A 21,450-nucleotide genomic window follows, 5' to 3' on the forward strand; every position below is an offset into this window, starting at 1 on the left:
GGTCGGCGCGGCACTCGGGACCGCGCGGTGCGGCGGCGGGCCACCATTGTTCTACGCAGGTGTAGAAAACGCACGGGGCCTGCTGGATGTTCCCGGCCTGCTGATTTCTACATCACCGTAGAGGTTGGGGCGGGTGCGACGGGTGCGCGCGAGGCGGCACGGCCGCCCGTCCTACAACGGCGTCGCGGCCCGCAGGATCAGCACCATCGTGACCGCCGAGTTCGCGGAGGACATCGCCGAGAGCAGGGTGCCCGCCGCCGCGGCCCACAGGGCGAGGCCCATCGCGGTGAACGCGGGCGGCCGGACCCGGAGCGCCGGCGCGGGCCCGAGCAGGGCGGCAACTCGACGCGGTACGGGGCCGGGCGCGGCGAAGCCCGCGAGGCTCGGCACCGGGGCGCCGCGCGAGAGCAGCGCGGCCTTGCCGATCGCGCGGGCCACGACCCTGCGCTCACCCACCACGCGGGCCGACTCCTCGTCGGCCCAGCGCTCGGCGGTGTAGGCGACCGCCGTCCGCAGCGGCCGCAGGAACGGGTTGGCGCGCGCGGCGAGCTGGACCGCCAGCAGGTACCGGTGGTGACCCGCCGCGAGATGCGCGCGCTCGTGCGCGAACAGGGCCCGCCGCTCCCCCGCCGCGAGCTGCCGCAGCAGCCCGGTGGTGACGACGATCCGGCCCCTTCCCGCGCGCCCGCCCCCGGGCAACGCGTACGCGTACGGTTCGGCGTCGGGCAGCACCGCGACGCCGCGGCCGGGCAGCTCGCCGAGTGCGGCCTGCGCGCGCCGGCGGACACGGCGGTGCCGCCATGCCAGCCGGCCGCAGACCAGCGCGACGGCGAGCAGCGCGGGGATGGCCGCCTTGCCCGCGATCTCGTCGTACGGGACGGCCTGGCGCACCTCGGGGTCGGACCAGCCGTCGGGCAGCGGGTTGCCGGGCAGCTGTGCGGTGCCGACGACCATCAGGAGCCCCAGGCACAGCGTGCTGCACAGCGCCATGACGGCGGCGACGGCGGTGAGCAGCCGGGTCGCGGTGCGCGGGTGCAGATGGTGCTCGGCGAGCCGGGCGACCGGCCAGGCCGACAGCGGCAGGACCAGCGGCAGGAAGACGAAGACTCCCATGGCGTCAGCCGCCCGCCTCCCGGCCCGGTCCGTCCCCACCGGGCTCGTCGTGGGCGTCGGCGTCCGCCTCCGGATCCAGGCCCTCCCCCAGGTCCGGCTCTTCGTCCGCCTCCGCCTGGCCGAGCAGCTCCCGCAGCAGCCGCTCGTCGCCCGGCGGCAGTGCGGTGACGAAGCTGGCGAGCACCGCCTCGCGGTCGTTCTCGCCGTCGAGCACTTTGCGCATCCGCAGTGCGGCGAGTCCCGCCTCGTCGGCGGCGGAGGTCCAGACGAACGACCGTCCGTCGCGCTCACGCGTGACGGCGTCCTTCGCCATCAGCCGCGCCAGGATCGTCAGGACGGTCGTGTAGGCGAGGTCCCCGCCGAGCCGCTCCTGGACCCACCCGGCGGAAACGGGCTTTCCGGCGGTCCCGAGCACGGCCAGCACCTGGCCTTCGAGCTCCCCCTGCCCCCGTCGCCGGGAACGATCACCGCTCTCACCCCTGGCCCCCATCCCCGCCTCCCTCCGACCGGTCCGCCCCTGCGCGGCGTGCAAGCCCACATCGTACTGATCAGGGGGTGTACGGCCGGAGCCGCGCGGGCCGCGGCGCGAGCGAGCTCTCAATCGTGGGGCGATCATCCAGGAGCCTGGCACCTGCCATGGAGATTCCGCCGGAGAGTTGTAAATGCGAGGCTGATGGCTCTAACGTGGCGCACATGCAGTCCTACACGATCGGCCAGGCCGCACGTCTGCTGGGCGTCAGCCCGGACACCGCGCGGCGCTGGGCCGACGCCGGCCGGGTCGCCACCCATCGCGACGAGAGCGGCCGGCGCATGATCGACGGGCGGGATCTGGCCGCCTTCTCCATCGAGGTCGCACAGAGCGGCAGCGAGGAGGAGGACGCGTCGTACACCTCCGCCCGCAACGCGTTCCCCGGGATCGTCACCGCCGTGAAGCTCGGCGACGTGGCCGCCCAGGTCGAGATCCAGGCGGGCCCGCACCGGCTCGTGTCGCTGCTGACCCGTGAGGCGGTCGAGGAGCTCGGTCTCGAGGTCGGCATGCGGGCCACCGCCCGCGTGAAGTCGACCAGCGTGCACATCGACCGCACCTGAGCACCACCTGCGTCGTCGCACCGCCGCAGTCACGTCCTTGTCGCGCCGCCCGTCCCCCGGCACGGCTGGTCCCTCCGGCCTTCGGGCCCTGTCGCTCGCGCGCCGCTCGTCCGGCGTGCGGATCCGAGGAGTTCCGCCATGTCCCCGCTGTTCACCCGTCGCCGTATCACCGCCGCCGCGCTCACCGCGGCCGTCCTCGTCCCGCTGGCCGCCTGCGGCAACGGCACGAAGGACAACGGCAGCGACACCGCCGGCACGAAGAAGGACGGACAGAAGACCGAGCTGACGGTGCTCGCCGCCGCCTCGCTCACCGATGTGTTCAAGACCGCGGGCGCCGCGTACGAGAAGGCGCATCCCGGCACCACCGTGACGTTCTCCTTCGCCGGCTCGCAGGAGCTCGCCGCGCAGGTCAAGCAGGGCTCCCCCGCCGACGTGCTGGTCACCGCGGACGAGAAGACCATGGACGGCCTCAAGGACGACACCGGCACCCCCGCCGTCATCGCCAGGAACCGCCTGGTCATCGCGGTCGGCAAGGGCAACCCGGAGAACGTGAAGGACCTGAAGGACCTCGAGAAGAGCGGGCTGAAGGTCGTGCTCGCCGCGCCCGAGGTGCCGGTCGGCCGCTACAGCCAGCAGGTACTCGACGCGCGGAAGCTGACCGTCAAGCCGGTCTCGCAGGAGCCGAACGTGCGGGCCGTCCTGTCGAAGGTCGAACTCGGTGAGGCCGACGCGGGCATCGTCTACAAGACCGACATCACCGCCGCCGACGGCAAGGCCGAGGGCGTCGACATCCCCGACGACCAGAACGCCATCGCCGCCTACCCGGCCGCCACCCTCAAGGCATCCAGGAACACCGACGCCGCGGCCGAGTTCGTGAAGTGGCTGTCCTCGGCCGAGGCGCGGAAGATCCTCGCGGACGCCGGCTTCCAGCAGCCGTAACAGTGTGGCGGGAGGGTACGGGCAAGTCCCCCGTATACGTTCCCGGTTGATCGCCCCGTACGAACCGGCAGGAACCCCGCGATGAAGAGCACCACCAGGCGCACACCCCGACGGCCCGGCCCCCGTACCCCTGTGGCCCTGGCCGTCCCGGCGGTGCTCGCCGTCGCGTTCCTGCTGCTGCCGCTGCTCGGGATCCTCGCCCGCACCGACTGGGGCGAGCTCGGCGGCCATCTGACCAGCCCGGGCACCACGGAGGCGCTCAAGCTCTCGCTGTACGTGTCCTTCTGGGCGCTCGGTCTGGCGCTGGTCCTCGGCGTCCCGCTGGCCTGGCTCCTGGCCCGGGTGGACTTCCCGGGCAAGGCGCTGGTCCGCTCCCTCGTACTGCTGCCGATGGTGCTTCCGCCGACGGTCGGCGGTGTGGCGCTGCTGCTCGGCTTCGGGCGGCGCGGGCTGCTCGGGCCGTGGCTGGAGGACACCTTCGGCATCGTGCTTCCGTTCAGCACGGCGGGCGCGGTCATCGCGGCCACGTTCGTGGCGATGCCGTTCCTGGTGATCAGCCTGGAAGGCGCGCTCGCCGGGCTGCGCCCCTCCTACGAGGAAACCGCCGCCTCGCTCGGCGCCTCACCCGTGCGGGTGTTCTTCACCGTGACCCTGCCCATCGTCGCGCCCGGACTCGCCGCCGGTGCGGCCCTGACCTGGGCGCGGGCGCTCGGCGAGTTCGGCGCGACGATCACCTTCGCGGGCAATCTGCCCGGCACCACACAGACCCTGCCGCTCCAGGTCTATCTGCTGATGCAGGACCAGCCCGAGGCCGCGACCTCCGTATCGCTGCTGCTGCTCGTCATCGCGATGGGCGTCCTCATCGCGCTGCGAGGACGATGGACGGGGGGTGCGGCGGACCGCACGGGGCGTCGGGCGTCCGCGGACCCTGCGGGTCACGTGCCCGAGCCAGATGAGACCACCGCGGTTCCGGCGGAGGCGGGGTCCGCAGCCGCGCAGCCGCCTCGGGCCACCGACCGCTGGCCCCTGCACGCGGATCTCACCGGCTTCACCGAGCTGACCCTGGACGCCGAGCCGGGCACCACCATCGCGGTCGTCGGCGAGAACGGCGCGGGCAAGACCACCCTGCTCCGGGCCCTCCTCGGCCTCACCCCGCGCGCCCACGCCGGACTGAAGCTGGGCGATACCGACGTGACAGCACTGCCGCCGCACAGGCGCGGCGTCGCCTGGGTGCCGCAGGACGGCGCGCTCTTCCCGCACCTGAGCGCCCTGTCCAACACCGCGTACGGGCTGCGTGCGCACGGCGTCCCGCGCGCAGAGGCCCGCCGACGCGCCCGCCAGTGGCTGGACCGGCTCGGTGTCGGCCACCTCGCCCAGCGCAGACCACACCAGCTCTCCGGCGGACAGGCCCAACGCGTCGCGCTCGCCCGCGCGTTGGCGCCCAGCCCCCGCCTTCTCCTCCTCGACGAACCCCTCGCGGCCCTCGACCAGACCACCCGCGCACATGTCCGCCACACCCTCCGTACACACCTCGCGGGCTTCGGCGGGGTCTGCCTGATCGTCACGCACGACCCGGTCGAGGCGGTCTCGCTGGCCGACCGCGTCCTCGTCCTCGCCGACGGCCGCACCCTCCAGGACGCGCCGCCCGCCGAGGTCACCCGCCACCCCCGCTCGCCATGGGTGGCCAGGATGCTGGGCCGCAACGCCCTGGCCGGAACCGGCACTTCGGACGGTCAGCTCCAACTGGCCGACGGCGGACGTCTGGTGGCCGCGGATCCGCTGCCCGCGGGCACGGAAGCGCTGGCGATCATCGCCCCCGAGGCCGTCTCGCTGCACCGTACGCACCCCGAGGGCAGCCCGCGCAACGTGTGGCCGGGCACGGTCCGCGAGATCACCGCGGTGGGCAGCCGGCTGCGGGTCCTCGTCGCCGGGGACACGTCACCGGACCTCGTCGCCGAGATCACCCCGCAGGCGGCGGCCGAGCTGGGGCTCGCGGACGGCACGTCCGTCTTCACCAGCGTCAAGGCGACCGAGGTCACGCTGGTCACGACCTGAGCGGGCCTGCCTCGGACGGCCGGGGCTGCCAGGCCTGCCGGGCCTGCCGGGCCTGCCGGTGCCGTGGCAGGCCCGGGTCTGCTGGGGCCCGTGAGGCCACTGGGACGGGGCACGCGGGACCGACGGGGCCGGAGGCCGTGATTCCGGTGGTCCGTGGGCACCGTGGGGGTGCGATCAGTCTGTTCTGTCCGGGTTCCGCGGCGTAGCGTGGTGGATAAGTCCCCCGCGGGAGCCGGGAGGAGGCTGATCCCATGCCGTGGTTCGTGTGGCTGCTCGCAGCCGGGGTGCTCGGCGCGGCGGAGTTCTTCACGCTGACGCTGGTGTTCGGACTGCTGGCCGGCGCGGCGCTGGTCGCCGCCGTCGTGTCCGGGGTGGGGGTCGGGCTGCTGGGACAGCTGGTGGCGCTCGCGGCGGCCGCGGCGGCCGGGCTTGTCATCGGCCGCCCCATCGTGCTGCGGGCCATGCAGCGGCAGCCGCTCACGTACGAGGGCAGCGACGCGCTGATCGGCAAGCGCGGCGAGGTCACGCGCGAGGTCACGGCGACCCACGGACTGATCAAGATCTCGGGCGAGGAGTGGTCGGCCCGCGCCTTCGACGAGACCCATGTGATCCCGGTGGGGTCGCTGGTGGACGTGATGGAGATCCAGGGGGCCACCGCCGTCGTCTACCCGCGGGAGCTGCTGCCGTGACGGGGCCCGCCGACTGACGGCGCCCCGCGCCACCGGCCTTTCCCCGCCGACGCCACCTGCCGACTCCAGAGCTACGGAGGGAACCATGGACCCGCTCGTCATCCCGATTCTCGTGGCAGCTCTCGTCGTGATCTTCCTGGTGGCCGCGACGGTACGGATCGTCCCGCAGGCACGCCGCTACAACATCGAGCGCTTCGGCCGCTACCGGCGCACGCTGCAGCCCGGCCTGAACTTCGTGCTGCCGGTGGCGGACCGCATCAACACCAAGCTCGACGTCCGCGAGCAGGTGTATTCCTCCGACCCCAAGCCGGTGATCACCGAGGACAACCTCGTCGTGAACATCGACACCGTCCTCTACTACCAGATCACCGACCCGCGGGCGGCGGCGTACGAGGTCGCTGACTATCTGCAGGCCATCGACCAGCTCACCGTCACGACGCTGCGCAACGTCATCGGCAGCATGGACCTGGAGGAGACGCTCACCTCTCGCGAGGAGATCAACACCCGGCTGCGCACGGTGCTCGACGACGCCACCGGCAAGTGGGGCATCCGCGTCAACCGCGTCGAGATCAAGGCCATCGACCCGCCGCACACCATCAAGGAGGCGATGGAGAAGCAGATGCGGGCCGAGCGCGACAAGCGCGCGGCGATCCTGCACGCGGAGGGCGAGCGCCAGGCCAAGATCCTCACGGCGGAAGGCACGAAGCAGAAGGACATCCTGGAGGCGCAGGGCACCCAGCAGGCCATGATCCTGCGGGCCGACGGCGAGGCGAAGGCGGTGGAGCGCGTCTTCCAGGCGGTGCACCGCAACAACGCCGACGCCAAGGTCCTCGCGTACAAGTACCTGGAAACGCTGCCGCACTTGGCGCGCAGCGACAACAACACGTTCTGGGTGATCCCCGGCGAGCTCACCGAGGCGATCCGTACGGTGACCTCGGCGTTCGGCGACCAGAAGGACGCCGCCCCCGCCTCCCCCACCACCGAGGCCCCCTCGCCCGACCCCGAACTGGAGCCGGGCTCCACCCTGGCGCTCGGCGCCGCGGCCGCCGCCGACGAGGTCGCCCGCCAGGCGGCCGCCGTGGTCGACGACGCCAAGGCCGAGGCGGAGGCGGCGCGGACGGGACAGCTGCCGGAGCGGGCGGGTCAGTTGCCGGAGCGTGCGGCGGACGAGTAGGCGCGGGCCGGGCCGGACGTGGCGGGTCCCGCCGAGTGCGACGGCGACGGGACCCGCCGGCCGGCCGGCGACCCTCTGTCGGCCGGGGTCGGACAGCCCTCGGTCAGGCCGTGACCTTGAGAGAGCCGATGCTGCTCGACGTATCGCCCCTGGTGTCGTACACGACGACCGTCACGGGCTTGCCCTCGGAGATGGAGGCGTCGATGGCCGGGCCGCGGCCGTTCTTGGGCTCGGCCCAACCGCTCCAGTACGGCCGCGCGACACCGTCGATGATCCGGTAGTACATGTACCGGACGTAGACGGTGTCGTTGTCGTTGCGGGTGTCGTACAGCCAGATCTCCTCGTTGTACGGGTGGAACTCGACCTTCCCCGTATAGCCCGAGACCCCGCTCTTCTTGAAGTACGCGCGGCCGCCCTTGCCGCCCGCGTCGTGCTTGTAGTGCGTACCGTCGTGGTAGTCCCCGATGGTGCAAGGACATCCGCTCGTCGACTTGTACTGCGGGCTGGTCATGCTCATCCCGGCGGCGTGCGCCGTCCCCGCGGTGCCCAGCATCGCCCCGGTGGCGAGCGCGACACCCATGGCCGCCATGGCCGGTTTGCGTGCGAATCGCATGTCGTTTCCCCCGTTTCCGAGCGGCCTTGGTGCGCCGCTCCTGTGTACTCCGGTGAACTCTGGGCCCAACCGGCCCGCCCCGCCAACTGCTTCGCCCCTGCTGCAAGGACCGGCGAACCCGCCCCCCATGCGGTACGCGCGCGGGCGGAACTTTCGGCCACGCCGCAAACACTGTGCACACGCGGACCGCCCTCGCTACTTTGAAGAGGCAGTGTTCGGGGGAACACACGCGGGGGGCGTCTGTGCTGCTGCTCAACTATGACCTCGGGGATCTCACCCGGCTACGACTGGCCGACGGCCCCGATCCGATGTGGGAGACCGTGCTCAGCCTGCACCTCCTGCAGAACCGCGAGGAGGCGGTGCGGTTCGACCCGTGGCGCCGCGCGGTCCACCGCGCGCTCGCAAAGGAGCAACTGCTCCCGCTGGTCCGTACGTTGAAACGGCTGGCCCCCTGGGCCGCGTACTTCCCCGACTTCCTCACACCCGGCGCGGGCGGCGACTGCCTCGACACGAGCATCGAGCGCGTCCTGCGCACACCGCGCCGCCGGCTCCGCGCGGACTTCACCCGGCTGTACGCGCACGCCACACCCTGCGCCGCGTCCCGCCGCCTCGCGGACGGCGAGCCGGGTGCGCTGCGCCGGCTCGGGGAGGCTTTGCGCCGCTACCACGCGGTGGCCGTGGCGCCGTACGCGACGGCGGTGCACCGAGCGGTGACGACGGACCGCGCGATCCGGGCGGAAGCATCCCTGCGCCACGGCCCGATGGGCCTGTTGACCAGCTACGGCGCCACGACGCACGACCTCGGCACCACCGAGGTCCCCTACCCCCTCGACCGCGGACTCGCCCTCCGCGGCCGCGGGTTGACGATCGTCCCGTCCTTCTTCTGTGTCCGCTACCCGGTCACGCTCGCCGACGCCGCCCTGCCGCCGGTCCTGGTCCAGCCCCTCACTCCCGCACCGGGCTGGCTGGCCCACTCCCAGGCGGCCACACCCCAGGACGCCGCCCGCCTCCCCGTCGGCCAACTCATCGGCCCGGCCCGCGCGCTGGCCCTGGAGGCCCTCGACCACCCGCTCACCACCACGGGCCTGGCCCACCACCTGGACCTGGCCCTCTCCTCCGCGAGCCGCCACGCGTCGGTGCTGCGCGAGGCGGGCTTGATCACGTCGGAACGACGGGCGAACGAGGTACGCCACCGCCGGACGGCACTGGGGGACGCACTGCTCAGCGGTGCCATGGGGCGCTAGACCTCAAGTCGCGCGCCCGGTCCGGGAGTTGACCTCCCTTATTTACTAGCCATGGCAACTATCGCCATGTACTGTACTTCCATGAGCGCGAAACCACCCGAGATGTCAGGCCCCACCCCCGGCTTCCTCGTATGGCGGCTGTCCATGAAGTGGCGCGTGGCGGTGGACCGGGCGCTGGCACCCCTCGACCTGACCCACGCCAAGTACGCACTGCTCGCCTCCCTGTACGGCATGACCGCGGGCGGCAGCACCCCGAGCCAGCGCCAGCTCGCGGACCACACCGGACTCGAAGCGCTCTACGTCTCCAAACTCGTCCGGAGCCTGGAGACCTCGGGCCTGCTCGAACGCACCAAGGACCCCACGGACAGCCGCGCGGTCCGACTCGCACTCACCGCACAGGGCCGTACGACGGCCACCGAGGCCATCACCGTCGTGCAAGCCCTGCTCGACGACCTGCTGACCCCGCTCGGCGGCCTCACGGGCCCCGGGACCGCGGCCTTCACGCGCGACCTCCGCACCCTCCTCGACGTCCCTCTCACCCCTCCCACCAAGGAGCCCTCACCATGACCACAGCCCCCGCAGTGAACGGCCAGACCGTCGCCCTGGCCCACTACGCCACCAAGGCCGTCCTCGAAAAGGCCCTCGCACCGACGGGCCTCACCTACCTCCAGTCGCTGACCCTGAACTTCGCGGCAGCACAAGGCGGTTCCGTAACCCGCACCCAGATCACCGACCGCCTGCAGGAGGCCTTCAAAATCGACCACGAGGCAGCGCTGACCCCGGTCACCGAACTCCTCACGGCGGGCCTGCTCGCACCGGACGCCACCGACCCGTCCACGGTCCATCTGACTCCGCGCGGCGCATCCCTCCAGCAGGAGACCAGCCCCCTCGGCCCCACGATCGCGGCGCGCCTCTACGAGGGCTTCACGCCTGAGGAGCTGGCGACGGCGGGGCGGGTGCTGGCGACGGTCACATCGCGGGCGAACGCGGAGCTGGACGGCTAGCGGTCCTTGGGCGGGCACGCGCCGCCCGCAGGCCCGCACTCACCCCGCCCCACCCCGAACCGCACATCCAACTCCCCCTCCAGCACGGCGAAGAACCGCCTTCCGGCCGCCGACTGCCGGGACGTCGTCCACGTGTAGTGGGCGAAGGGCAGGACAGTGCGGTGGACGGCCTCACGCCCCAGGCCCCGCCGCTGCCACGGGGAAACTATGGCGACGCTGTGGATGTGGCCCGTACGGCACTCGTGGCAGACCTCGTACACGAGCTGACCGACGACGCGGCCGCCCGGGCCCACCACGACGATCACCTGACTGCGCCCCGACGCCTCCCTGCGGTACGTCACATCGGCGGACGGCGCGCCACTGCACCGACGCACCACACCCGCGAGAAACGCCCTCGCCGACCGACCCGCCCCCAGGGCCGGCCCACGCACCCCTCCCGCTCTCCACGAAGCATCCGCCACCGGCTCCACTCCTGACGTCCGCGGTACCGAACCCCCACCTCACTCCCGCGGGGGCGGGTTGTCCATGGGTGTCACCACCCACGTCCTCATGGGATCGCGGGAAGGAGGTATCGCGGGAAGGAGCGAACGCGGGAAGGAGGGAACGGTTCTTGACGGCTTCTTCATCGGTTCTTCATCGGCTCGCACCTACCTTCGCAGCCTGCCGCCGTCCGGCGAAGGGCCGGGCGGGGCAGTGGGGCGTGAGGAGCCGGGTTGATGCGCGTACGGCGATGGGGACGGAAGGCGCTTGCGGCGGTGGCCCTGGCAGCGGCTGTGACCGGGTGTTCCGGGAGCTCGGGGGACACCGCGCGCGAGGAGGTCGCCGACGCGGGCGGTAAGCCGTCGGCCACGTCCTCCGCGCAGCAGATCGAGTCGGAGCTCGAGGAGTACGTCGGGGGCATGCGCGCGTGGGTGGCCTGCATGCGTGAGGCCGGGGTCGATCTGCCCGACCCCGATGCCAAGGGGCAGGTCGAGATCGACATCCCGCCCAAGGAGTGGAAGAGCGACCCGAAGTACACGGAGGCGCAGATGAACTGCGCCGACGAGCACCCCACGCTGCCCGATGCCCTGGAGAAGGCGATGCAGCCCGAGCCGACCAAGGAGGAGATCGCCAAGCGGCGCGAGTACGCCTCCTGCATGCAGGAGAACGGCACTCCCGATTTCCCCGACGTGGGCGATGACGGCTATTTCGTCGAGGAGAACTGGAACCAGACGTCCGCGGGCGCGAAGCGCGCCTCCCGTACATGCGACAAGTCCGTGTACGGAGTCGACACCTCCACCGTCGTCCCGAAGGGCTGAGCGGCGGTGGAGAAGACGAAGCGCAGGCGCGGCCCGCTCTGGATAGGCATCGGCGTCGTCCTCGTCGCGACCGTCAGCGGTGTCGGGGCGCTCGGCCTCGGCAGCGACGGCAGCGAGGGGGAAGCCGCCGCACAGCAGCGCGCCGGCAGGACGGTTGCCGTGGCCCGTACCACCCTCACCGACCAGGCCGAGTTGGCGGGGAACCTGGGGCACGGACCGGAGGTGCCCTTTCTCGTGAAGGCCGCCGGAACGGTGACCTGGCTGCCGGGGACCGGGGCCGAGGTGAAGCGCGGGCAGGCCGTGCTGCGGGTCGACGACAAGCCCGTCGTGCTGATGTACGGCGCCCTGCCCGTGTACCGGGAGCTCGGCGTCACCCCGCCGCGGGAGCCGCGTGGCACGGACACAGGAGGTGCGGGGACGGGAGGCAAGGGAACCGGTGGCACCGAGGCCGGTGGCACCACCGGTACACCCACGACCCCAAGGACCTCGGCACCGATGCGCGGCATGGACGTCAAGCAGTTCGAGACCAACCTCGCCGCCCTCGGCTACACCGGCTTCACGGTCGACGACACCTACTCCGAGCTGACCGCCCGGGCCGTCAAGCAGTGGCAGGAGGACCTCGGCCTGCCGCGGACCGGCCGGGTCGGCGTCGGGGACATCCTGTACGCACCGGGCGCCGTCCGGATCTCCGGCAGCGCGGTGCGCGTCGGAGCGGAGGCCGCGGGCACACCGCTCAGCCATACGAGCACCAAGCGCATGGTGACGGTCTCCGCTTCCGCGGCGGAGACCGGCTGGGCGAGGCGGGGCACCGAGGTGGACGTCGAGCTGCCCGACGGGCGTACGGTCCGCGGCGAGGTGGGCGCGGTGGGCAAGGACGCCACCGCGCCCGACGGAGGCGGGGAGACGAGCGGCGGCGCGGAGGAAGACGGCGGCAAGTCCGCCGCCGAGGTCTCCGTCACGATCACCTTCGCCGCGCAGAAGAAGCTCGGCCGGCTGCAGTCGGGACCGGTCACGGTCCGCCACGTCGTGAAGGAGCGCGAGAACGTCCTCGCCGTCCCCGTCGCCGCCCTCGTCGCACTCGCGGAGGGCGGGCACGGACTCGAACTCGCCGACGGGGACCGCTTCGTGGCCGTCGAGACGGGGCTCTTCGCGGACGGCAAGGTCGAGGTGAGCGGGCCCGGCGTACGCGAAGGCCTGAAGGTGAGGATCCCGAAGTGAGGCACCGCCGCCGCCCGCACGACGCCACGGCCCTGCGGACAGCCACCGGCCCCGTGGTCCGCTTCGAGTCCGTCACCAAGACCTACCCCGGCCGCGTCACCGCACTCGACCACACCGACCTTGTCATCGAGCACGGTGAACTGGTCTGTGTGGTCGGCCACTCCGGCTCCGGCAAGTCCACGATGCTGCACCTCATGGGCACCCTCGACCGGCCGTCCGGCGGCCGTGTCACGGTCGCCGGTCACGCGGTCGACGAGCTCTCGGACCGTGCGGTCTCCGCCCTGCGGGCCCAGCACATCGGCTTCGTGTTCCAGCAGTTCCACCTCGCGGTCGGCGTCCGGGTCCTCGACACCGTCGCGGACGGACTGCTGTACGCGGGCGTGCCGGTGAAGGAGCGGCGTCGCCGGGCGGAGGCGGCACTGACCCGGGTCGGGCTCGCGCACCGACTCGGCCATCTGCCGCACCAGCTCTCCGGCGGCGAGCGCCAGCGTGCCGCGGTCGCCCGTGCCGTGGTCGGCGAACCGGCACTGCTGCTCGCCGACGAGCCGACCGGCAATCTCGACTCGGCCTCCGGAGCCGCCGTACTGCAGCTGCTCAACGAGCTGCACGAGGCCGGGACCACGGTCGTCGTCATCACCCACGACCGTGACATGGCCCGGTCCTTCGACCGGCGGGTGGAACTGCGCGACGGCCGGATCGTGGCGGACAGCCGCCCGCCGGGCGCGGCTCTGGACCAGGCCACGGCCCCGTCCTTCCAGGACACACCCGAAGCACAGGTCGCACAGCACGCCCAGGAGCTCCCCCGATGACCCTCCGCCCTGCCCGCCTCACCCCGGCGGACCTGTTCCGCCTCGGCAGTACGGGCCTGCGCACGCGCCCGCTGCGGGTCTTCCTCTCCGCCCTGGGGATCGCGATCGGCGTCGCCGCCATGGTGGCAGTCGTCGGGATCTCCGGCTCCGGCCGGGCCGAAGTGGACCGGCGCCTGGACGCGTTGGGCACCAACCTGCTCCGCGTCGCCCCGGGCGAGACCGCGGACGGTCAGCTCACCCGGCTCCCGGAGGAGGCCGTGCCGATGATCGAACGCGTCGGCCCGGTCGAGCGGGCGGCCGCCATCGGTGTCCTGCCAGAGGCCCGCGTGTACCGCAACGAGCACATCCCCGCAGGCCGCTCCGGCAGCATCCAGGTCGCCGCCGCCGACGCCGGGCTGCTCAAGACGCTCGGCGCCGGGGTGCGCGAGGGCCGCTGGCTGACCGAGGCCACCACGCGATACCCGGCCGTCGTCCTCGGCGCGAAGGCCGCCCAACGCCTGGACGTGCACGAACCGGGGCAGCGGCTGTGGCTCGGCGGCAGGTGGTTCGCCCTGGTCGGCGTGCTCGAACCGGTGCCGCTCGCACCGGAGATCGACACCTCCGCACTGATCGGCCGGCAGGCGGCCACCACGTACCAGCGCTTCGACGGGCACGCCTCGACCGTCTACGTACGGGCCCGCGAGGACCGGGTACAGGCGGTACGGGATGTCCTGGCGGCGACCGCCAACCCCGCCCATCCCAGCGGTGTCGCCGTGTCCCGGCCCTCCGACGCCCTGGCCGCCCGGCAGGCCGCCGAGTCGGCACTGACCGGACTGCTGCTCGGCCTCGGCGGGGTGGCGCTCCTTGTCGGCGGAGTGGGCGTCGGCAACACCATGGTCATCTCCGTCCTCGAACGCCGCCCCGAGATCGGCCTGCGCCGCGCGCTGGGCGCCACCAGCGGCCAGATCCGCGGCCAGTTCGTCGCCGAGTCACTGCTGCTCTCGGCACTCGGCGGCCTCGGCGGGACGGTACTCGGCACGGCGATCACAGGCGGCTATGCGTCGATGCGCGGCTGGCCCACCGCCGTACCGCTGTGGGCCGCGGCGGCCGGGATCGCCGTCACACTGGTGATCGGGGCGGTCGCCGGGCTCTATCCGGCGCTGCGGGCCGGACGGCTTGCGCCTACCGAAGCGCTGGCGGCGCCATAGCGGGGGGTTAGGTTGCCCACGGGAAGCAGCGGACGTACGAGCCGGACGCAAGAACGTATGAGGGGAGACCTGTGAGTGCCCGCATCCTGGTCGCCGAGGACGACGTCAAGCAGGCCCGGCTGATCCGGATCTACCTCGAGCGCGAGGGCCACGAGGTGCAACTTGTCGCCGACGGCCGCTCCGCCCTCGAGCGGGCACGCGGCGCGCGGCCCGACCTCATCGTGCTCGACGTGATGATGCCGCACGTCGACGGCCTCGACGTGACCCGCATCCTGCGCGCCGAGTCCGAGGTGCCGATCCTTCTGCTCACCGCCCGCGCCACCGAGGAGGACATGCTGCTCGGCCTGGACCTCGGCGCCGACGACTACCTCACCAAGCCGTACAGCCCCCGCGAACTGACCGCCAGGGTGCGGGTGCTGCTGCGCCGCACCAAGCCGTCCACGGCGGCGCCGGCCGTCCTGCGGGTGGGCGGCCTGGAGATCGACACCGCGCGCTTCGAGGTGCGGGTGTCCGGGGAGCCGGTGGTCCTGACGGGCAAGGAGTTCGAGATCCTCACGACGCTGGCGCAGGAGCCGGGCCGGGTCTTCACCCGGGCGCAGATCATCGACCGCGTCTTCGGCTTCGACCGGAACGTACTGGAGCGGACGGTGGACGCGCATGTGATGAACCTGCGCAAGAAGCTGGGGACCACCGCGTACGTGGAGACGGTGTACGGACGCGGCTACCGGCTCTCTGACGGGACGGCCGCCTCGTGACCGCGACCTCCACGATGAGGCCTGCCGAAAAGGTTGCGCGGTGAGCTTCCGCCTGCGGGCGCTCGCCCTGCTCATGCTCGTCGCCCTGACCGCCACCGCAGCGACCGCCTGGCTCACTCTGCGCCAGGTCAACCGCCAGGTCCGCGACTCCGTGGCCGCGGGGCAGCAGGAGGAGACCCGGATCACCGGGGAGCTGAGGCAGTACGGCTGGACGCACGGCACCTGGGAGGGCGTCTCAGCGACGGTCGCCGGGCTGGCCCGCGACACCGGGCAGCGGATCCGGGTGGCCACGGAGGACGGCGCACTCCTCGCGGACTCCGACGCGTTGACGGGCCGCGAACCCCGCCCGGTGAGCAGCCGCCCGCCGCTGTCCGTGGATCCGCGGCCCCGCCTCGACCTGCCGGCGGACGTACAGCCGCAGTCCTGGCCGAAGCTCGCATCGAGCGCGATCCTCAACTACCGCTCGACCACGCCGTACGCGGCCTGCCTCACCGAGGCGGGCGCAGGTGTCACCACCGTGACCGGCAAGATGGGGATGCCCGAGGTCACCGCGAACGGGAAGGCGCCGGGCTGCCGGCGCGTCTGGAACGAGCAGCCGTCCCTCGTCGAGGCGGACCTCGCCGCGCTCGACCCCTGTATGAAGGAGCCGGCCCCCCAGCCCTGTCTGCAACGAGCCTTCGACGAACGGATCGCTGGCACCGCACCGCCCCGGCTCCAGGTCAGCCTCGGCGTACGCGACCAGGCACCGCCCACCTTGAACGTCGCCCCCACGGTGGCCGTCGCCGCGGGCGTCGCCCTCGCCGCGATCCTCGGCGCGCTGCTGCTCAGCCGGGCCGTGCTGCGCCCGATCCGGGCGATGACGGCCGCCGCCCGGCAGCTCGGCGAGGGCGATCTCGGCCAGCGGGTCCCCGTCTCCGGCCGGGACGAGATCGCCGAACTCGGGCGCACCTTCAACCGGATGGCCGGCTCCATCCAGTCCGGCGAAGAGAGCCAGCGCCGCCTCACCGGCGACATCGCCCACGAGCTGCGCACCCCGCTGGCCAATTTGCGGGGCTATCTGGAGGCGCTGCGGGACGGTGTCGTGGAGCCGACACCGGAACTCCTCGACTCCCTCCACGAGGAGGCCATGCTGCAGCAGCGGATCGTCGACGACCTCCAGGATCTGGCCCTCGCCGAGGCGGGCGCCCTCACGTACCACCGTTCCGAGGTGGAACTCGGTGAGCTCCTCGAAGCCTGCCGCGCGGCCTACGCGGCGCAGGCGGGGGCCGCGGAGATCACGCTGCGAGCCGAGACGGAGGGCCGGGCGACCGTCCTCGCCGACGCAGGCCGGCTGCGGCAGGCCCTCGGCAACCTCGTCGGCAACGCCCTGCGCCACACCCCGGCCGGCGGCACGGTGACGCTGCGCCTGGTACCGCACGGCGAACTGGTCATCGTCCGGGTGGAGGACACCGGTTCGGGCATCCCGCCCGAACACCTCCCGCACCTCTTCGACCGCTTCTGGCGCGCGGACGCGGCCCGCGGCCGGGACACCGGCGGCAGCGGCCTCGGCCTGTCGATCGCCCGCCAGATCCTGCGCGACCACCGGGCCACGCTCGACGTGGAGAGCACGGTGGGCGAGGGCACGACGTTCACCATCGTGCTGGCCACGGTGTGACGTTAGGGTGTCCCGCGAAACACGCTCTCACCAGGGCGGTCCACGCTCTGCCCCGCTCTCACGGCACAGCCTTGCCGCGGCACGTGGTCGCCACCTACGCTGAATGCGCTTTCACCATGAATGCGCTCGCCTGGGCGCATCACCACATCAGAGGAAGAGGTGCTGCGACGCGATGAGCGCGCCCACGGTGTACGACGTCGCCGAGCGAGCGGGTGTCTCCATCGCGACAGTGTCGCGTGTCTACCGCAGCCCCGACTCGGTCCGCGAACAGACGCGGGAGCGAGTGCTTTCCAGCGCGCGGGAGCTCGGTTACGTCCCCAGCGGGAACGCACGCGGTCTGGCCAGCCGCAGCACGGGCGTCCTCGGCCTGTGCTATCCCGACTTCCACGACTCGGAAGCCGACAGCGCGCCCGAGGCCGACCCCGGCGAGGTGACGCTCTACTCCGACGAGGTCATCAGGGGCATGGAGCGGGCGGCGCGCCGGCACGGCTACGCCCTGCTCATCGCCGCCGCCCACGCCGACGACGCGGGAACGCGCCTCGCGGAGGTCGCCGGTCGCGTGGACGGGCTCGCCGTCCTCGCCCAGTCCATGCCCGACGAGGCCTTGGACATGGTGGCGCGCCGATTGCCGGTGACCCTGCTCGCGGGCCACCGCCTCGAGGGTCTCGACCACGTCGAGGTGGCCAACTTCGACGGCCTGCTGGAGATCACCAGGCATCTCCTCACCACCCACCGGCTGCAGCGTCTCGCGTTCATCGGCGGACCGCCCGACTCCCCGGACGGCGAGGCCCGGTTCCGCGGTTTCCAGGCGGCGCACCTGGAGGCCGGTCTCCCGCTGCCCGAGCGCCCCGACGCGCGCGGCGACCTGACACAGGCGGCAGGGCGCAAGGCGGTCGAGGAACTGTTCGGTGCGCCTGGACGCGAGCCGCGGCCACAGGGGTTGGTGTGCGCCAACGACCAGATGGCCGTGGGGGCGCTGCACGCCCTCCAGGAACGCGGCCTCTCCGTACCCGGCGATCTCGCCCTGACCGGATTCGACGGGATTCCGCTGAGCCGCCTGGTGCGACCGACCCTCACGACGGTGCGCCAGCCCATGGGACAGCTGGGTGTGGCGGCCGTCGAGCTGCTCGTGGCACGGCTCGAGCAGCGCGAACGCCCCACGGAAGCAAGGGTGTTGCCGGTGTCGGCGACGTACCGGGAGAGCTGCGGGTGCCCGCCGAGCCCGGCGGCGTAGACAGCTCCCGGGGTACGGGCGGCCTCTGAACCCGCCGTACGACGCCGACAACCAGGCCGACCGCACCAAAACAGCTGCGCCACCCGCGCGTTACGCAAGCGTTACGCGCACTCCCCTTGAGCGGAACCATTGCGTGCTGCAAAGTCATGTATGCGCTTTCAGGGAGCGCATACATGAGCTCTAGGAGGAGCCGTATGGCACGCCTGGCCAAGCCCGTTGTCGGCATAGCCGTCACGGTGGTGACCGCTCTCAGCCTGACCGCCTGCGGCGGCAGCAGCGGCGAACAGAAGACCGCCGACGCGAAGCAGACGCTGACCGTCTGGGGCATGGGCGAGGAAGCCAAGCGGCTCTCCGAGGTCGCCAAGGACTTCGAGAAGGACAATCCGAACATCACCGTGAAGGTGACCCCGGTCGGCTGGGACGTCGTGGGTCAGAAGATGACCTCCGCCGCGGCGGCCGGGACCCTCCCGGACATGGCGCAGATGGGCTCCACGATGATGGGCCAGTTCATCGCGCTCGACTCGCTGGAGCCGGTGGACGAGAAGACCTTCAAGAAGTCCGACTTCTTCCCGGCCACCTGGAACAACAACGTGGCGGACGGCGTCGCCTACGGCGTGCCGTGGTACGCCGATGTACGCGGCCTCTACTACCGCACCGACCTCGCCGAGAAGGCGGGCGTCAAGGAGGCCCCCACCACGTGGGAGGACCACCACAAGCTCGCCGAGGCGTACAAGAAGGGCGGCTCCAAGTGGGGCACCGCCCTCCAGCCCGGCAACACCGGCGCCTGGCAGGGCTTCCTGCAGTTCCTGTACGGCGAAGGCGGCGACATCGTCGACAAGGACGGCAAGTCCGCACTCGGCTCCCCCGAGGCCGTGAAGGCCTTCGAGAAGTGGGGCAGCTACTTCGCCGACGGCCTCGCCAAGAAGAACTTCCAGGTCGGCGCCGACGTGGCCAAGACCTTCGCGTCGGGCGACGAACCGACGTTCATGTCCGGCCCGTGGATGGTCCAGAACCTCAACGACCAGCAGCCGCAGATCAAGGGCAAGTGGAAGGTCGCCCCGCTGCCGGCCGGGCCCGAGGGCTCGGTCTCCTGGGTCGGCGGCGCCTCGCTCGTGACCTTCAAGGACAGTGAGCACAAGGCCGCGGCCGAGGCGTTCACCAAGTACCTGACCACGCCCGAGATGCAGGGCAAGTGGTACGAGATGGCCAAGTCGATCCCGGCCAACAAGGCCGCCTTCGACCAGCCTCAGCTCACGGACAGCAAGGAAGCCGAGAGCCTCGAGGTGTTCCGCAGGACGCTCGACACCGGCAAGGCCGTCCCCGCGCTCGAGAAGTGGAACGAGATCGCCGCGCAGATCGAGGCCACCCTGGAGAAGATCGCCCAGGGCGGCGACCCGGCCACCGAGGCGAAGAAGCTCCAGAAGACCACCGAAGGGCTGATCTCCAAGTGAGCAACGCCGCCACCAAGGCCGCGGCCCAGGACCGGGCCCGGCGCCCGGCCGGGGCCGCGGCCCCGGCCGGCGGCTCCGACGGGAAGCAGGCCGGTGCGGGCCACAAGTTCCGCCCCGACCGGCTCTCCCGGCAGAACCTCGCGGGCTGGCTCTACTCCACGCCGTTCCTGGTCTTCTTCCTGACCTTCATGGCGTTCCCCATCGTGGCCACTCTCCTGATGAGCTTCACGGACTTCGGCCTGCGCAACGTCACCAATCCGCTCGACGCCGAGTTCGTCGGTCTGGAGAACTACACCGCGCTCGCCGACGACGAGAAGTTCGTCAAGGCCATGTTCAACACGGCGTACTTCGTGGTGCTCGGCGTACCGCTGACCATCGGCAGCGGCCTGGTCGCAGCCGTCCTGCTCAATTCGGGCATCGAGCGCTTCCGGACGTTCTTCCGGGTCGGCTTCTACGTCCCGGTGGTCACCGCGATCGTCGCGGTGGCTGTCATCTGGCGGTTCGTGCTCGACCCTTCGGAGGGTCTGATCGCCGGGCTCGGCGCTCAACTGGGCTTCTCCACCCCGGACTTCCTCGGCTCCGAGACGCTCGCCATGCCGTCCCTGATCGTGATGGCCGTCTGGCGCAACATGGGCACCGCGATGGTTCTCTTCCTGGCCGGCCTGCAGGCCATCCCGACCGAGGTCCGCGAGGCCGCCAAGCTCGACGGCGCGGGAGCGTTCCAGGAGTTCCGCCGGATCACGGTCCCGCTGCTCCGCCCGACGATGCTCTACGTCTCCGTCATGACCACGATCGGCTTCCTGAACGTCTTCGAGGAACCGTTCGTGATGACCAACGGCGGCCCCGGCGACAGCACCCTGACCGTGTCGCTGCACATGTACGAGCAGGGCTTCAGCTTCTTCCATATGGGCTCCGCAAGCGCCATGGCGTACGTCCTGTTCACGATCGTCCTGGCCGTCACGCTGCTCCAGTTCCGCCTGCTGAAGGACAAGACCCGATGAGCGCCACCGAGCTCGAAGACGCGCGCGAGCAGGCGGACGCGGACTCCCGCGCGCCCCGGAAGGGGCGGACGGCCACCTCGCGCACGCCGGGCTCTTCCGCCCTCACGTACACGCTGCTGACCATCGGCCTGCTCGTGATGTCCGCCCCCTTCCTGTGGATGGCGGTCTCCGCCTTCAAGACACAGAAGGATCTGGGCGCGAGCCCGCCGGTGTGGATCCCGACCGAGTGGACGCTCGCGAACTTCCGCAAGCTGCTCGACCTCATGGACTTCGGTCAGGCGTTCGCCAACTCGGCGATCGTCGCGACCGCCGTCACCGTCTGCAATGTGGTGTTCTGCTCGATGCTGGGCTACGCGCTCGCCAAGCTGAACTTCGCGGGCAAGCGGTACGTACTGGCCGTGGTGCTCGGCGCCCTGATGGTGCCCGGCAATCTGATGCTGCTGCCGAAGTTCGTGATGATGAGCAAGATGGAGCTGATCGACTCCTACGCGGCGCTCATCCTGCCGTTCGCGGCAGGCGCGTTCGGGGTGTTCCTGATGCGGCAGTTCATGATGGCCATCCCCGACGAGCTGCTCGAAGCGGCCCGGATCGATGGTGCCCGCGAGTGGTACATCTTCTGGCGGATCGTGATGCCGCTGGTCAAGCCGGCCCTCGCCACGCTCACGATCTTCGTCTTCCTCGGTTCGTGGAACAACTTCCTGTGGCCGTTGGTCGTCACCAACGACCCGGACAAGTACACGCTGCCGGTCTCCCTCGCGACCTTCGCGACGGACCCCACCCTGGCCGACGGCTCCAACGGCGTGATGATGGCCGGCGCCTTCCTGGTGGTGCTCCCGGTGATCGCGGTCTTCGTCCTCCTCCAGCGCCACTTCACCCAGGGAATCGCCACCTCCGGCCTCAAGTGAAGCCCGTCCGACACCGGC

22 protein-coding genes are annotated in these 21,450 nt (G+C 71.7%); 18 read left to right on the forward strand and 4 right to left on the reverse strand.

The window, feature by feature from the left end:
• Nucleotides 1-171: 171 nt before the first annotated feature.
• Together ACIBI4_RS24910 and ACIBI4_RS24915 are read right to left on the reverse strand one after the other, a co-directional pair.
• A complete protein-coding gene (locus ACIBI4_RS24910; RefSeq protein WP_399206235.1) occupies nucleotides 172-1,113 on the reverse strand; it encodes a M56 family metallopeptidase in 942 nt (313 codons plus the stop codon).
• A 4-nt stretch (nucleotides 1,114-1,117) separates the two neighbouring features.
• A complete protein-coding gene (locus tag ACIBI4_RS24915; RefSeq protein WP_399206236.1) occupies nucleotides 1,118-1,603 on the reverse strand; it encodes a BlaI/MecI/CopY family transcriptional regulator in 486 nt (161 codons plus the stop codon).
• A gap of 203 nt (nucleotides 1,604-1,806) precedes the next feature.
• Between ACIBI4_RS24915 and ACIBI4_RS24920 the strand changes: the two genes are divergently transcribed.
• From ACIBI4_RS24920 to ACIBI4_RS24940, 5 genes are all read left to right on the forward strand, one after another.
• Nucleotides 1,807-2,202, forward strand: coding sequence for a molybdopterin-binding protein (locus tag ACIBI4_RS24920; RefSeq protein ID WP_399206238.1), 396 nt, complete (start codon nucleotides 1,807-1,809; stop codon nucleotides 2,200-2,202).
• Between the two features lie 138 nt (nucleotides 2,203-2,340).
• Nucleotides 2,341-3,141, forward strand: coding sequence for a molybdate ABC transporter substrate-binding protein (modA, locus tag ACIBI4_RS24925; protein ID WP_399206239.1), 801 nt, complete (start codon nucleotides 2,341-2,343; stop codon nucleotides 3,139-3,141).
• An 81-nt stretch (nucleotides 3,142-3,222) separates the two neighbouring features.
• Nucleotides 3,223-5,196, forward strand: coding sequence for an ABC transporter permease (locus ACIBI4_RS24930; RefSeq protein WP_399206240.1), 1,974 nt, complete (start codon nucleotides 3,223-3,225; stop codon nucleotides 5,194-5,196).
• Between the two features lie 251 nt (nucleotides 5,197-5,447).
• Entirely contained in the window at nucleotides 5,448-5,885 is a 438-nt protein-coding gene (locus ACIBI4_RS24935; RefSeq protein WP_399206241.1) for an NfeD family protein, read from the forward strand.
• Between the two features lie 85 nt (nucleotides 5,886-5,970).
• On the forward strand, nucleotides 5,971-7,059 hold the full coding sequence (locus tag ACIBI4_RS24940; RefSeq protein ID WP_399206242.1) for an SPFH domain-containing protein: 1,089 nt from the start codon (nucleotides 5,971-5,973) through the stop codon (nucleotides 7,057-7,059).
• Between the two features lie 103 nt (nucleotides 7,060-7,162).
• Here ACIBI4_RS24940 and ACIBI4_RS24945 read toward each other — a convergent pair whose 3' ends face one another.
• A complete protein-coding gene (locus tag ACIBI4_RS24945) occupies nucleotides 7,163-7,672 on the reverse strand; it encodes a hypothetical protein (protein WP_399206243.1) in 510 nt (169 codons plus the stop codon).
• A 242-nt stretch (nucleotides 7,673-7,914) separates the two neighbouring features.
• Here ACIBI4_RS24945 and ACIBI4_RS24950 point away from each other — a divergent pair, with 242 nt between their 5' ends.
• The 3 genes from ACIBI4_RS24950 (at nucleotide 7,915) to ACIBI4_RS24960 (ending at nucleotide 9,920) form a co-directional block, all read left to right on the forward strand.
• Entirely contained in the window at nucleotides 7,915-8,916 is a 1,002-nt protein-coding gene (locus ACIBI4_RS24950; protein WP_399206244.1) for an ArsR/SmtB family transcription factor, read from the forward strand.
• A gap of 81 nt (nucleotides 8,917-8,997) precedes the next feature.
• Nucleotides 8,998-9,483: a MarR family winged helix-turn-helix transcriptional regulator gene (locus ACIBI4_RS24955; RefSeq protein ID WP_399206245.1), complete on the forward strand. Its 486-nt coding sequence runs from the start codon at nucleotides 8,998-9,000 to the stop codon at nucleotides 9,481-9,483.
• Nucleotides 9,480-9,920, forward strand: a complete 441-nt coding sequence (locus ACIBI4_RS24960; protein ID WP_399206246.1) for a MarR family transcriptional regulator — start codon at nucleotides 9,480-9,482, stop codon at nucleotides 9,918-9,920. The genes ACIBI4_RS24955 and ACIBI4_RS24960 overlap by 4 nt, the downstream gene beginning before the upstream one ends.
• On the opposite strand, the gene ACIBI4_RS24965 is transcribed toward ACIBI4_RS24960, so the two are convergent.
• Complete coding sequence (locus tag ACIBI4_RS24965; RefSeq protein ID WP_399206247.1) at nucleotides 9,917-10,261, reverse strand: GNAT family N-acetyltransferase; 345 nt, start codon at nucleotides 10,259-10,261, stop codon at nucleotides 9,917-9,919. The two genes, ACIBI4_RS24960 and ACIBI4_RS24965, sit on opposite strands and share 4 nt — an antisense overlap.
• Nucleotides 10,262-10,636: 375 nt before the next feature.
• Here ACIBI4_RS24965 and ACIBI4_RS24970 point away from each other — a divergent pair, with 375 nt between their 5' ends.
• The 10 genes from ACIBI4_RS24970 to ACIBI4_RS25015 all read left to right on the forward strand — a co-directional run bounded on the left by ACIBI4_RS24970 (nucleotide 10,637) and on the right by ACIBI4_RS25015 (nucleotide 21,432).
• A complete protein-coding gene (locus ACIBI4_RS24970; protein ID WP_399206248.1) occupies nucleotides 10,637-11,218 on the forward strand; it encodes a hypothetical protein in 582 nt (193 codons plus the stop codon).
• A 6-nt stretch (nucleotides 11,219-11,224) separates the two neighbouring features.
• Nucleotides 11,225-12,436 (forward strand): peptidoglycan-binding protein, encoded by a 1,212-nt coding sequence (locus tag ACIBI4_RS24975; RefSeq protein WP_399206249.1) that lies wholly within the window; start codon nucleotides 11,225-11,227, stop codon nucleotides 12,434-12,436.
• Nucleotides 12,433-13,245, forward strand: coding sequence for an ABC transporter ATP-binding protein (locus ACIBI4_RS24980; RefSeq protein ID WP_399206250.1), 813 nt, complete (start codon nucleotides 12,433-12,435; stop codon nucleotides 13,243-13,245). Before ACIBI4_RS24975 ends, ACIBI4_RS24980 begins: the two co-directional genes overlap by 4 nt.
• Complete coding sequence (locus ACIBI4_RS24985; RefSeq protein WP_399206251.1) at nucleotides 13,242-14,432, forward strand: ABC transporter permease; 1,191 nt, start codon at nucleotides 13,242-13,244, stop codon at nucleotides 14,430-14,432. Before ACIBI4_RS24980 ends, ACIBI4_RS24985 begins: the two co-directional genes overlap by 4 nt.
• Before the next feature lie 71 nt (nucleotides 14,433-14,503).
• The gene (locus ACIBI4_RS24990; RefSeq protein WP_399206252.1) at nucleotides 14,504-15,187 is read left to right on the forward strand and encodes a response regulator transcription factor; all 684 of its coding nucleotides are present in this window, start codon (nucleotides 14,504-14,506) and stop codon (nucleotides 15,185-15,187) included.
• 40 nt (nucleotides 15,188-15,227) lie between these two features.
• Nucleotides 15,228-16,841 (forward strand): sensor histidine kinase, encoded by a 1,614-nt coding sequence (locus ACIBI4_RS24995; protein ID WP_399206253.1) that lies wholly within the window; start codon nucleotides 15,228-15,230, stop codon nucleotides 16,839-16,841.
• Between the two features lie 172 nt (nucleotides 16,842-17,013).
• On the forward strand, nucleotides 17,014-18,075 hold the full coding sequence (locus ACIBI4_RS25000; RefSeq protein WP_399206254.1) for a LacI family DNA-binding transcriptional regulator: 1,062 nt from the start codon (nucleotides 17,014-17,016) through the stop codon (nucleotides 18,073-18,075).
• 194 nt (nucleotides 18,076-18,269) lie between these two features.
• Entirely contained in the window at nucleotides 18,270-19,526 is a 1,257-nt protein-coding gene (locus ACIBI4_RS25005) for a sugar ABC transporter substrate-binding protein (RefSeq protein ID WP_399206255.1), read from the forward strand.
• Nucleotides 19,523-20,527, forward strand: a complete 1,005-nt coding sequence (locus ACIBI4_RS25010) for a carbohydrate ABC transporter permease (RefSeq protein ID WP_399206256.1) — start codon at nucleotides 19,523-19,525, stop codon at nucleotides 20,525-20,527. The genes ACIBI4_RS25005 and ACIBI4_RS25010 overlap by 4 nt, the downstream gene beginning before the upstream one ends.
• On the forward strand, nucleotides 20,524-21,432 hold the full coding sequence (locus ACIBI4_RS25015) for a carbohydrate ABC transporter permease (RefSeq protein WP_399206257.1): 909 nt from the start codon (nucleotides 20,524-20,526) through the stop codon (nucleotides 21,430-21,432). The genes ACIBI4_RS25010 and ACIBI4_RS25015 overlap by 4 nt, the downstream gene beginning before the upstream one ends.
• Nucleotides 21,433-21,450 lie beyond the last annotated feature (18 nt).

The organism is Streptomyces sp. NPDC050418 (assembly GCF_044458745.1).
In the GTDB taxonomy this organism is placed as follows: domain Bacteria; phylum Actinomycetota; class Actinomycetes; order Streptomycetales; family Streptomycetaceae; genus Streptomyces.